At 49.2% G+C, this 12,392-nt stretch carries 11 protein-coding genes and 2 rRNA genes (1 of these 13 cut by a window edge); 1 reads left to right on the top strand and 12 read right to left on the bottom strand.

Going from position 1 to position 12,392, the window contains the following annotated elements; translation table 11 throughout:
• Positions 1-5: 5 nt before the first annotated feature.
• Together NSQ22_RS00210 and metG are read right to left on the bottom strand one after the other, a co-directional pair.
• Positions 6-776 carry a TatD family hydrolase gene (locus NSQ22_RS00210; protein ID WP_008881680.1) on the bottom strand — a complete coding sequence of 257 codons (771 nt, stop codon included), beginning with the start codon at positions 774-776 and terminating at the stop codon, positions 6-8.
• Between the two features lie 141 nt (positions 777-917).
• A complete protein-coding gene (metG, locus tag NSQ22_RS00205) occupies positions 918-2,870 on the bottom strand; it encodes a methionine--tRNA ligase (RefSeq protein WP_008881679.1) in 1,953 nt (650 codons plus the stop codon).
• A 393-nt stretch (positions 2,871-3,263) separates the two neighbouring features.
• Between metG and NSQ22_RS00200 the strand changes: the two genes are divergently transcribed.
• Complete coding sequence (locus tag NSQ22_RS00200; RefSeq protein ID WP_008881678.1) at positions 3,264-3,557, top strand: AbrB/MazE/SpoVT family DNA-binding domain-containing protein; 294 nt, start codon at positions 3,264-3,266, stop codon at positions 3,555-3,557.
• A gap of 21 nt (positions 3,558-3,578) precedes the next feature.
• On the opposite strand, the gene rsmI is transcribed toward NSQ22_RS00200, so the two are convergent.
• The 10 genes from rsmI to NSQ22_RS00150 all read right to left on the bottom strand — a co-directional run.
• Positions 3,579-4,484, bottom strand: coding sequence for a 16S rRNA (cytidine(1402)-2'-O)-methyltransferase (gene rsmI, locus NSQ22_RS00195; RefSeq protein WP_011886600.1), 906 nt, complete (start codon positions 4,482-4,484; stop codon positions 3,579-3,581).
• Positions 4,485-4,500: 16 nt separating this feature from the next.
• A complete protein-coding gene (locus NSQ22_RS00190) occupies positions 4,501-5,250 on the bottom strand; it encodes a tRNA1(Val) (adenine(37)-N6)-methyltransferase (RefSeq protein WP_008881676.1) in 750 nt (249 codons plus the stop codon).
• Between the two features lie 60 nt (positions 5,251-5,310).
• A complete protein-coding gene (yabA, locus tag NSQ22_RS00185) occupies positions 5,311-5,673 on the bottom strand; it encodes a DNA replication initiation control protein YabA (RefSeq protein WP_008881675.1) in 363 nt (120 codons plus the stop codon).
• Positions 5,674-5,689: 16 nt separating this feature from the next.
• Complete coding sequence (locus tag NSQ22_RS00180; protein WP_008881674.1) at positions 5,690-6,517, bottom strand: stage 0 sporulation family protein; 828 nt, start codon at positions 6,515-6,517, stop codon at positions 5,690-5,692.
• 14 nt (positions 6,518-6,531) lie between these two features.
• Positions 6,532-7,524: a DNA polymerase III subunit delta' gene (gene holB, locus NSQ22_RS00175; RefSeq protein ID WP_008881673.1), complete on the bottom strand. Its 993-nt coding sequence runs from the start codon at positions 7,522-7,524 to the stop codon at positions 6,532-6,534.
• A 31-nt stretch (positions 7,525-7,555) separates the two neighbouring features.
• Entirely contained in the window at positions 7,556-8,233 is a 678-nt protein-coding gene (gene tmk / locus NSQ22_RS00170; RefSeq protein ID WP_008881672.1) for a dTMP kinase, read from the bottom strand.
• Positions 8,234-8,256: 23 nt separating this feature from the next.
• Positions 8,257-9,693 (bottom strand): aminotransferase class I/II-fold pyridoxal phosphate-dependent enzyme, encoded by a 1,437-nt coding sequence (locus tag NSQ22_RS00165; protein ID WP_029761809.1) that lies wholly within the window; start codon positions 9,691-9,693, stop codon positions 8,257-8,259.
• Positions 9,694-9,895: 202 nt separating this feature from the next.
• A complete protein-coding gene (locus tag NSQ22_RS00160) occupies positions 9,896-10,102 on the bottom strand; it encodes a sigma factor G inhibitor Gin (protein ID WP_008881670.1) in 207 nt (68 codons plus the stop codon).
• Between the two features lie 166 nt (positions 10,103-10,268).
• Positions 10,269-10,385, bottom strand: a 5S ribosomal RNA gene (rrf, locus tag NSQ22_RS00155).
• Between the two features lie 188 nt (positions 10,386-10,573).
• Positions 10,574-12,392: ribosomal RNA gene (locus NSQ22_RS00150) — 23S ribosomal RNA — on the bottom strand; it runs 1,110 nt beyond the window's last position.

Genomic DNA, 12,392 nt, shown 5'->3' with positions numbered 1-12,392 from the left:
TAATTTTAGCGGTCGATGGCGAACAATCTTTTGGCATTTTCCATCGTTGTTTTCGCCACTTCGTCAAAAGAAACGTTTTTAATCTCCGCGATCGCCTCGGCAACATATTTGACATAGCTCGGCTCGTTTCGTTTTCCGCGGAAAGGGTGAGGCGTTAGATACGGACAATCAGTCTCAATCAATAAATGGCTGAGCGGAATTTCCTTTGCCACTTCCTTCGGCTTTTTCGCATTTTTAAACGTGACCGGACCACCAAGGGAAATGAGAAAATTCATTTCGATACATTGTCTCGCTACTTCGACACTACCACTAAAACAATGCATAATGCCGCCTACTTCGGCGGCGTTTTCTTCTTGTAAAATTTTTAAAATATCCGCCGTTGCCTCACGATTATGAATGATGATTGGAAGCTTTACTTTTTTTGCTAGGGCAATTTGCCGGCGAAATACATCTTGTTGGACATCTTTTGGTGATTTATCCCAATGGTAATCAAGCCCCATCTCGCCAAGTGCCACCACTTTCGGATGGGAGGCGAGCTGCTCAATCATCTGTAGGTCGTCATCGGTCATGTCAATCGCATCGACCGGATGCCAGCCAACCGCTGCGTAAATAAATGGATACCGCTCAGCCAGCTCAATCGCCCGGTCAATCGTCAGGCGGTCAAATCCGACAACAACAATATACGAAACCCCTTCAGCACGGGCGCGCTCAATGACTTGTTCTAAATCTTCTTCATATTGGACCGCATTCAAATGCGCGTGCGTATCAAAAAGCATACAACTACCCTCTTTTCCACCTTGTTGATAAGTGTAGCATAGAAATTGATTACGTATATCACAGTTCATTAACATTTACATTACAAAATAACGACAAGGAGGTGTCAAGGTCGACACCCCCTCGCCGATTAAGCGATTATGTTATTTAATTTTTGTTCCGTTTGGCACATGTTGATCGACGGTCGCCAGTGAAAACTCTCCGCCGTTACCGCCGGCCAAAATCATTCCTTCCGACCACTCACCGCGCAGTTTGGCCGGTTTTAAATTGGCGACGCAAATGACCTTTTTGCCGATGAGTTCCTCTGGTTTGTAAAATTCAGCGATACCAGAGATGACTTGCCGTTTCTCGCCGCCAAGATCAAGTTGGAGCTTCAACAGCTTATTGGCGTTTTTCATCCGTTCAGCATGCACGACTTCAGCAACGCGCAAGTCAACTTTGGCAAACTCATCAATTGAGATTTCGGCCGTCTCAGCCGCTTGCTTCTCCTCTTTAACGGGTTCCACCGCCGGCTTGCCGCCTTGCATATGCGCCTTAATGTACTCGACTTCCGCTTCAATATCAAGGCGCGGGAACAGTGGTTCTCCTTTTTGCACGTTTGTTCCTTCCGGAATGAGCCCGAACTCGTACAAGCTATCCCACTCTTTTAATGAACGGTCGGCAATGCCGAGCTGGGCAAAAATGCGCTCTGGCGTGCGTGTCAAAAACGGCTGCAACAGCACTGCCGTATGGCGGAGCGACTCGGCTAGGTGGGTCATGACAGAAGCAAGCTCTTCCCGTTTGCTTTCATCTTTGGCCAATACCCATGGCTGCGTCTCATCAATGTATTTGTTCGTCCGGCCAATCAGTTGCCAAACCGAAGCAAGGGCAACGGAAAACTCCATCCGTTCCATCGCTTCCTCATACTGACGGACCACCTCACGCGCCGTTTGTACCAGCTCTTCGTCAAACGGCGTTTTCGGACCGCGGTACGGCGGAATCACCCCATCAAAATATTTCTTAATCATCGCTACTGTACGATTCAATAAATTGCCTAGGTCATTGGCTAAATCGTAGTTGATGCGCTCAATAAATCCTTCCGGCGTGAATACGCCGTCAGAACCGAACGGCACTTCCCTGAGTAAATAATAACGAAGCGCATCGAGTCCGTATCGATCGATCAACGTCACCGGGTCAACGACATTGCCTTTCGATTTCGACATTTTCCCGTCTTTCATGAGCAGCCAGCCATGACCGAATACTTTTTTCGGCAGCGGCAAGTCAAGCGCCATGAGCATAATCGGCCAATAAATCGTATGAAAGCGGATGATTTCCTTGCCGACTAAATGGACATCGGCCGGCCAATATTTGCGGAACTTTTCATCATTGTCCGTGCCGTAACCGAGCGCTGTAATATAGTTGGCAAGCGCGTCAATCCAGACGTAAATGACATGTTTCGGATCGCCCGGCACTTTAATGCCCCAGTCAAACGTCGTCCGCGACACAGCTAAATCTTCAAGCCCCGGCTTAATAAAATTGTTAATCATTTCGTTTTTCCGCGATTCCGGCTGGATGAAATCTGGATTTTCCTCATAATATTGAAGCAAACGGTCGACGTATTTGCTCATTCGGAAAAAGTACGACTGCTCTTTCACTTTTTCAACCGGACGACCACAGTCCGGGCAGTTGCCGTCGACAAGCTGCCGCTCAGTGTAAAACGATTCGCATGGCGTGCAATACCATCCTTCATATTCACCTAAATAAATATCCCCTTGTTCGACAAGACGCGCGAAAATCTTTTCGACTACTTTTTTATGCCGCTCCTGCGTTGTACGGATGAAATCGTCATAAGAAATGTCGAGCTTTTTCCATAGCTCCTGAATGCCAGCGACGATCTCATCGACATATTGCTGCGGCGTTACTCCTTTTTCCTCCGCCTTGCGTTGAATTTTTTGCCCGTGCTCATCGGTTCCCGTCAAATACATAACATCGTAACCGCGCATCCGTTTATAGCGCGCTAGCGTATCCCCCGCCACTGTTGTATAAGCATGGCCGATGTGCAATTTGTCGCTCGGATAATAAATCGGCGTCGTCAAATAAAACGTCTTTTTCTCCATCAGTTAGGCCCTCCCTCGTACTGTTAAGCACAAAAACCCCCGATCTGGCGACGGGAGCGGTGTTACTTCTATTTTACATAATTTTTTCATTCCACAAAAACATCTATTTCTCCTCAGTGGAAAAAATATACCCAAATGGCCAAAAATACGACCTTATTTTTGAAATGAGTCGCGAATTTATTATACAAGGATAGATTTTCAACGACCCAAATCATTCATTTTTCCTTTTATCCATTGGCAAGTTTTTTTTTGAAATAACAACATACATTTTTTTAAAATTTTACATATTAAAGGATTGACGCTTAATGGAAACACTGATATGATTAGGGTGTAGGAAATTTGTCGAATATTGACGAATAAACGCAAAAATTATTTCGGAGAGGAGAAAAGACGATGAAATCGACAGGGATTGTACGTAAAGTCGATGAGCTGGGCCGCGTCGTCATCCCGATTGAGTTGCGCCGTACGTTAGATATTAATGAAAAAGATGCATTAGAGATTTATGTCGACGACGACCGCATCATTTTGAAAAAATATAAACCGAACATGACCTGCGTTGTCACAGGCGAAGTTTCGGACGACAACTTTAAATTAGCCGGCGGTAAAATCATTTTAAGCCGCGAAGGAGCAGAAATTTTGCTTCAGGAGATCCGTCAGCACTTACAAGACTCAACGGACAGCGAATAAAAAAAGAGTTTCTCTGGTTTCTCAGAGAAACTCTTTTTTCTCTTTCTGCCGATGGTACTGTTGATAGACGTCGCGTTTCGACATTTTTCGATCACCAGCTGCCTGTTTCACTGCTTCCTTTACGGAAAGACCATGTTCACTAACATAATAATCGACATGTTCAACCAGTGAAAGCGACTGCCACCACGTTTCTTCCTCCCGCTCAGGTTCACTTCCGTTCTGTGCCCCTTCAACAACAATACAAAACTCACCGCGAATGTCAGTTGTCTCCGCCCAAGCGATGGCCTCGCTTAAATCGCCGCGGATGAATTCCTCAAACCGTTTGGTCAATTCTCGACAAAGAGCAACACGCCGCTCGCCGAACACATCGTACATAGCCGCCAACGTTTCTTTTAAGCGGTGAGGAGCCTCATAAAAAACCAACGTCTCTGCTGCTGTTTTTAACGACAACAACTGTTCCCGCTTCTCTTTTTTCGCTCGTTCCAAAAAACCGACGAACAAAAAGCGGCCGGTCGGTAGCCCAGAGGCGACAAGCGCCGTTAACGCTGCGTTCGCCCCAGGGAGGGGAACGACGCGGCACCGTTCCGCCAACGCGGCGACAATAAGTTCATATCCGGGGTCGGAAATGCCCGGCATACCCGCGTCACTCACTAACGCTACGTTTTTCCCTTCCTTCAGCCATTCGACAAGCTGCCGACCGCTGGCATATTTATTATGTTCATGATAACTAACAAGCGGCGTATGAATGTCGAAATGAGACAACAGTTTTTTCGTCTGCCTTGTGTCTTCCGCGGCGATCACATCTGCTTCCCGCAATGTTCGTACCGCACGGAACGTCATATCTTCCAAGTTGCCAATCGGCGTTGGCACGATATACAGCGTTCCTTGCCCCATTTGTTCGACAAAGCTTTTTTGTTGCCAAAGCATTCGTGTTCCGCCCCTTTTACGGTGAAATAATCCCATATAAGATGCGCTTCATTTCTTCTGTATATTCGTTGTTCTCATCATAAACGACAAGCGGAGGCAACACTTTTAAATCTGGACTGGCATCTTTCATTCCTTCAATTAAAATCATATTTGCCTCTTTTCCTGCTTTTGGATAGACAAAACGGAGCCGTTTCGGCTCAAGCCGGTATTGGCGCATAAGCATTACAATATCAAGCAGCCGCCCCGGCCGGTGAACGAACGCCGCCTTTCCTCCTTGCTTCAACAATTGGCTGCTGACGCGAACAGCATCTTCTAATGTACAATAAATTTCGTGGCGGGCGATGGCCAAGTGCTCATTTTTGCTCAGCTCATCCTGGCCGGCAGTTGGAAAATACGGAGGATTGCACGTAACGACATCGTATCGGCTGTAACCGATTTGCTGCGGCGCCTCTTTAATATCGCCGTGTATAATCTCAATTTGTTCTTCTAGTCCGTTATATTGTATGCTTCGCCTCGCCATGTCGCAAAGTCGTTCCTGAATTTCAATACCGATAATCGTTCCTTTTGTCCGTTGGCTCAGCAACAATGGGATCACCCCATTGCCCGTGCATAAATCGACGATTTGCCCTTTTTGAATGGGCAAATAGGCAAAATGGGCGAGCAGCACCGCATCAAGGGAAAAGGAAAACACAGATGGGCTCTGAATGATGCGGAGCTCCTCATTGAACAAATAATCAAGTCGTTCATCCCCGTACAATTCCACCATCACACACGATCCTCCATTGAAAAAAATAACCTTTCCGAAGCGGAAAGGGTTGCACTATCTTTATTTTTTGTTTAAGAACGATAAGCAAAACAAACAATCGCCTTCCGTGCGTACACTTCCGTAGTGGACGTGGCAAATATGAAACCCTTCTTGATAAAGGCGAGCTAAATTGTCATATCCTTCGCCGATGTCGACCGGCTTTTTGCCATGCTTCGTCTCTTTTCGTTTTTCTTCTTCCCACGCTTCCGCCAGCTGCTCAAGCCGCCGGCGCAGATGAGCGTTTTCGATTTGCAGCTGGTGGTTTTCCTCTAGCAGCTCGGATACACGCTGTTTCAGCTGCACAAGCTCGCGGTAAAAATGGCTCAGATGCTCTTCCATGTTTGCCACTGATTGAAATACTTCTTTTTTATCTACCTTTTCCACATGGCCCCACCCCAAATTAATCTGCGACACGAATCGATAACGTTCCGTCCTTCATCAACTCATCAAGCGTATATTCAACGACCCGGCCGTGCTCTGGCAATTCGATTTGCAACACCCGCTCTAAAATGTTCAAACCGACGACTTTACCAAAGCCATAAGGTGTCTCAACATACTCTCCTAAATCGGGGAGCTGCTCTTTCGCCGTTTCATACTCTTCACTCTCATATTTCAAGCAGCACATCAACCGTCCACACAACCCGGAAATTTTCGTCGGATTCAGCGATAAATTCTGATCTTTCGCCATTTTGATCGACACTGGTTCAAAATCGCCAAGAAACGTCGAGCAGCAAAGCATCCGACCGCACGGGCCGATACCGCCGAGCATTTTCGCTTCATCGCGCACCCCGATTTGCCGCAGCTCGATACGTGTGCGGAAAATCGATGCCAAGTCCTTGACGAGCTCACGGAAATCGACACGCCCGTCGGCGGTAAAGTAAAAGATCACTTTATTGCGGTCAAACGTATATTCTACATCAACGAGCTTCATCTCGAGTCCGTGCTCTTCCACCTTACGCAAGCAAATGTCATACGCCTCGCGCGCCGCTTTTTTATTTTCTTCAACGACCCATTTATCTTTTTCGTTCGCCACTCGGATTACTTTTTTGAGCGGCAGCACGATATCGTTTTCATCAACTTGTTTATTGGCGATGACTACTTTTCCGTATTCAATGCCACGCGCCGTCTCGACAATGACAAACTCACCGGCAGGAATGACAAAATCGCCTGGGTCAAAATAATAAATTTTTCCCGCCTTTTTAAAGCGGACGCCGACTACAGTATACAACGGTTCTCCCTCCTTTACCGCTTTAATTGAAGAGCCAACTGCTCCATCAGCAGCGCCGTGCTCATATTCGTCATATTTAAACGTGCTTTTGCCTGTAAAATCGCCTCCATGCCATCTAAAACCCGTCGCTGTGGGCAAGAAAGCGCCCAACGCTGCAGGCGGTCAAGCTCATCCCGGTATAATGCGCTATCCTTCCGTCCAGCTTGAATGTGCAACAAATCGCGGTATATATATAAAAGCAAATCAAGCCCGAGGTTGAGCTGATGCTTTTCCGGAAAATGCGAAAGTAAACGGTCGTGGATAAAAAACAGAAGCTGCAACTCTGGCTTGCCAAGCATCTCATATAATTGTAGCACTAATGTTCGTGCCTCGGCAAACCAACGATCTTGGCTGAGCGCCAACGCCTCGTCGTAGCTATTTGTTAAGTGAGCGGCGAGCAACGCCAACGTCAGCGGCACACGCTCTTTAACGAGCTGATCGGCGAGTTCTGCCGGCGGCAGCGGCCGGAAGGAAAGTACTTGACAGCGGGAAATGACCGTTTCTAACAATCGATGGTATTGCTCGGTCAACAACACCGCCACCGTTCCCGGATGCGGTTCCTCTAAAAATTTTAGAAGGCTGTTAGCAGCGCTTGTCGTCATTTGATCGGCGTGTTCGACAATATACATTTTTTTGTCGGACTCCACTGCCGTTTTCGTGAACTCCTGTTGCAACCATTCGATTTGTTCTTTCTTAATCGATCCGCCATCCGGGCTGATTACCCGAACGTCCGGATGGTTACCGGATTCAATGCGTCGGCAGTTGCGGCATTCCAAGCACGGGGCAATTCCTGACGGGGATAGACAAAATAAGCTTTTTGCCAACAACAAACTGGCTGCCTTTTTTCCCGTCCCCCGCTGTCCCTCAAACAAGTACGCATGGGAAATCCGCCCTTTTTCAAGGCCGCTTTGCAGCATTTTCGCCACTACTGGCTGGCGTTTTGCTAGCTGTTCCCATTGCATCGCCATCACTCTTTCTCATTTCTTATTTTCTATTCTATCATGTCCAGCATGAATCATCACGATTGGATTCATGGAAATGACGCTTTGATCCTTCAAGGCGGGAGAGCACCGTCGCCACCGTCTCGGAAAACACATCATCGAGTGGTCGGCTTGCATCAATAACAACGATCCGTTCAGCAAACCGCTTCGCCAACTTCCGATATCCTTCCCTTACCTTATCATGGAAAGACAATGTTTCAAGATCAAGCCGGTTCACTTCCCGTTCCCGGTTTTGCCGAATCCGTTCGAGCCCGATTTGCGGATCAATATCAAAATAAACCGTCAACGACGGCATATATCCGTCAATGGCAAACTCGTTAATTTTCCATACCTCTTCAACACCAAGCCCGCGAGCAAATCCTTGGTAGGCGAGTGAGCTGTCAACAAATCGGTCACACAGCACAACGCGACCAGCCTCAAGCGCCGGAACAATTTTCTCAAGCAAATGCTGTCGCCTCGCCGCTGCATACAAAAGTGCTTCCGTTCGTCCATCCATTTCCGTATACTCGCGATTTAAAATGAGTGCGCGAATCGCCTCGGCGATGCGCACTCCACCAGGCTCCCTCGTTACCATTACGTCAAAGCCTCGCTCGCGCAAAAATGACTCAAGCTTGCCAATCATCGTTGTTTTTCCGGCCCCTTCCGGCCCTTCAAACGAAAAAAAATACCCGTTCATTGCCCGTAGCATCCTTTCCATCATCAAAGTTCGTATACGACAAGCAACCCATCCCTGAGCCGGCTTCCGCCTTGGATATGCGCCTGATGGTGGAGGAATTGGCGAATTTGTTCAATATGGCTGCGGTCGATCCGTTCCCCAATCCACATAAGCGGCACCCCAGGTGGATATGGAATAACCGTTTCCGCCGCCACATACCCTTCTGCCTCCTCTAAAGCGACCACTTTTTTCCGTACATCACGCAGCTCATCATACGGAACTAATACTGACAACGGCGAGCGTAACAACGGGAAAGAGCCAAACAGCGGTACCTGACCAGTCGGCAACCCGCACCACGCCCGTTTCATTTTGTCCACTGTCTCTATAAGCTGTCCGTTCGCAGCAAGTGGACAAACGAGTAGAACGTTCAACGGATCGGCCAGTTCCGCAAACACCCCTTCGCGTTCAAGCCGATGCTGTAGTTCATACCCTGTCAGCGAACTGCGCGTTTGCACCGTCACTTTTAGCGGATCGATTTGCACATCAGGATGTCGGGAAGAAACAACCGTCACCCCAGCAATATCATTCAACGCCGTCTTGAACTCTTCAATTTTCTCCACAATCGCCTCCACACCATCTTCCATAAGCTTAGCAACATAGCTGCGAGCTAAATCAAGCGACGCCATAATCGGGTACGACGGGCTGCTCGATTGAAACAGCTGCAAAAAATATTTCAACCGCTCTACATCGATACGCCCACTGTTCACATGTAAAAATGCCCCCATCGTCATTGCCGGCAGCGTTTTATGAGCCGACTGCACGACCATATCGGCACCGCAGGCAAGCGCTGACTTCGGAAACGGAGGACCAACAACAAAATGGGCACCATGCGCTTCATCGACTAACACGGGGATCCCATGGTCGTGAGCTAGACGGACGATTTCCGTTAAATCAATTGACATGCCATAATAATTCGGATTCGTCAATACGAGGGCGGCAGCGTCTCGATGAAGGGCAAGCGCCTCTTTGACAGTCTCCATGCAAACGTGCGAAGCAACACGCATATCACTGTCAAACTCAGGGGAAAGAAGAACAGGGGTTGCTCCCATTAACTGCAGTGCATGCATCACAGATTTATGGCAGTTTCGCTGTACAATGACTTTTCGCTTCTTTTCATCACATACGGCAGCAATCATTGCCAAATTTCCGGACGTCGATCCGTTTACAAGGAAAAACGTTTCCTCAGCACCATAAAGTTCAGCTGCCAATGCTTGTGCCTCAGCAATGACTGATTCCGGATGGTGCAAATCGTCAAGTCCCGAAATCTCCGTCACATCCAACGCCAATAATGACGAAAATACATCCTCCGCCCGTTTCGGAAATATGGCCCCATATTTATGGCCCGGCACATGGAACGAAACTGGACGGCGTGCCCAATGGCGCGTTAACGCGTCATATAACGGGGTTTTCGCTTGATTCATTGTAATCCTCTTTCCTTGTTGCTCTTTTGCATACATAAGAAACACGACAGATATCTGAATAAAAACGGGAAACCATTAGATATGTAACGGGAAACAACAAAATAATATTAACACGAACCGTCTCGAAAAGAAACGCGTACAAGGCACCTACGACCGTTTCGGCACAAGGCAGGCCAAATAAAAACAGGCCTGATCCAGGCCTTTACGAATAAATTTTGGATGTCATCATTTTCCGTAACTGCTGCACATAAAATGCATAATTCGGATCATCTGTATTCGTTTGTACGATCGCCTGATGGCAATCTACGCAAAGAAAATGGCCAAAAAGAAAAATACCTTCCGCTTTTTCTTGTTCACAAACAATGCACACTTTTTCGCGTTTATTTTTGTCGATCACCGATACCCTCACGTTCTCCACCTCCCATCCTCTATGTTTCCCGTATTGATAACATTCTATACTAGTAGATGGAAAGATTGAACGTGTCTCAGGGCACTTGCCAAGCAGAAACTTGAAAAAATGGCAAAAAATAAAAGCAGCTAATCGTGCATGAAACATGATTAGCTGCTTTCTCGTAGCCTAGCAGCGACCTACTCTTGCAGGGGCGCTGGCCCCAACTACCATCGGCGCTGGAGAGCTTAACTTCCGTGTTCGGGATGGGAACGGGTGTTTCCTCTCCGCTATCACCACTAGGCAATATGAAGTTGTGGGATCATTCCCTCAAAACTAGATAACCGTTTTTGGGGAAGAAGCCTCCGCTTGTCGTACTGTCTAGCTCCGGCCGCCATCGGCTCGCGACGCTTCGGTCCTGCTGTGGCGGCGACAGCCTCCTCGCAGGCCCTCCAGCGCGTCTCGCCGATAGGCGGGCGGCCTCCGCTTTTCTAGGTTAAGCCCTCGATCGATTAGTATCCGTCAGCTCCACGTGTCGCCACGCTTCCACCTCGGACCTATCAACCTCGTCATCTTCGAGGGATCTTACTCGCCTAACGCGATGGGAAATCTCATCTTGAGGGGGGCTTCACGCTTAGATGCTTTCAGCGCTTATCCCTTCCGCACATAGCTACCCAGCGGTGCCCCTGGCGGGACAACTGGTACACCAGCGGTGCGTCCATCCCGGTCCTCTCGTACTAAGGACAGCTCCTCTCAAATTTCCTACGCCCACGACGGATAGGGACCGAACTGTCTCACGACGTTCTGAACCCAGCTCGCGTACCGCTTTAATGGGCGAACAGCCCAACCCTTGGGACCGACTACAGCCCCAGGATGCGATGAGCCGACATCGAGGTGCCAAACCTCCCCGTCGATGTGGACTCTTGGGGGAGATCAGCCTGTTATCCCCGGGGTAGCTTTTATCCGTTGAGCGATGGCCCTTCCATGCGGAACCACCGGATCACTAAGCCCGACTTTCGTCCCTGCTCGACCTGTCCGTCTCGCAGTCAAGCTCCCTTGTGCCTTTGCACTCTCCGAATGATTTCCAACCATTCTGAGGGAACCTTTGGGCGCCTCCGTTACCTTTTGGGAGGCGACCGCCCCAGTCAAACTGCCCACCTGACACTGTCTCCCACCCCGATAAGGGGTGCGGGTTAGAATTTCAATACCGCCAGGGTGGTATCCCACCGACGCCTCCACCGAAGCTGGCGCTCCGGCTTCCCTGGCTCCCACCTATCCTGTACAAGCGATACCAAAATTCCATATCAGGCTGCAGTAAAGCTCCACGGGGTCTTTCCGTCCTGTCGCGGGTAACCTGCATCTTCACAGGTAGTATAATTTCACCGGGTCTCTCGTTGAGACAGTGCCCAAGTCGTTACACCTTTCGTGCGGGTCGGAACTTACCCGACAAGGAATTTCGCTACCTTAGGACCGTTATAGTTACGGCCGCCGTTTACTGGGGCTTCGGTTCGCACCTTCGCTTGCGCTAAGCGCTCCCCTTAACCTTCCAGCACCGGGCAGGTGTCAGCCCCTATACTTCGCCTTTCGGCTTCGCAGAGACCTGTGTTTTTGATAAACAGTCGCTTGGGCCTTTTCACTGCGGCTCTTCGGGGCTCATCACCCCAAAGAGCACCCCTTCTCCCGAAGTTACGGGGTCATTTTGCCGAGTTCCTTAACGAGAGTTCTCCCGCGCGCCTTAGGATTCTCTCCTCGCCTACCTGTGTCGGTTTGCGGTACGGGCACCTCTTCCCTCGCTAGAGGCTTTTCTTGGCAGTGTGGAATCAGGGACTTCCGGATCAAATCCGTCGCCATCACAGCTCAGCCTTTACGGCCAGCGGATTTGCCTACTGGCCAGCCTTACTGCTTGGACAGGCTCTTCCAGCCGCCTGCTCACCCTATCCTCCTGCGTCCCCCCATCGCTCAAACGGGAAGGAGGTGGTACAGGAATCTCAACCTGTTGTCCATCACCTACGCCTTTCGGCCTCGGCTTAGGTCCCGACTAACCCTGAGCGGACGAACCTTCCTCAGGAACCCTTAGGCTTTCGGCGCAGAGGATTCTCACCTCTGTTTTCGCTACTCATACCGGCATTCTCACTTCTAAGCGCTCCACCAGTCCTTCCGGTCTGGCTTCGATGCCCTTAGAACGCTCCCCTACCGATGACCAACGGTCATCCCGCAGCTTCGGCGGCACGTTTAGCCCCGGTACATTTTCGGCGCAGAGTCACTCGACCAGTGAGCTATTACGCACTCTTTAAATGGTGGCTGCTTCTAA

Source organism: Geobacillus sp. FSL K6-3411 (assembly GCF_037965715.1).
Taxonomy (GTDB): domain Bacteria; phylum Bacillota; class Bacilli; order Bacillales; family Anoxybacillaceae; genus Geobacillus; species Geobacillus thermodenitrificans.
Note: the sequence above shows the minus strand (reverse complement) of the source record. Positions and strands in the feature narration are given on the sequence as shown.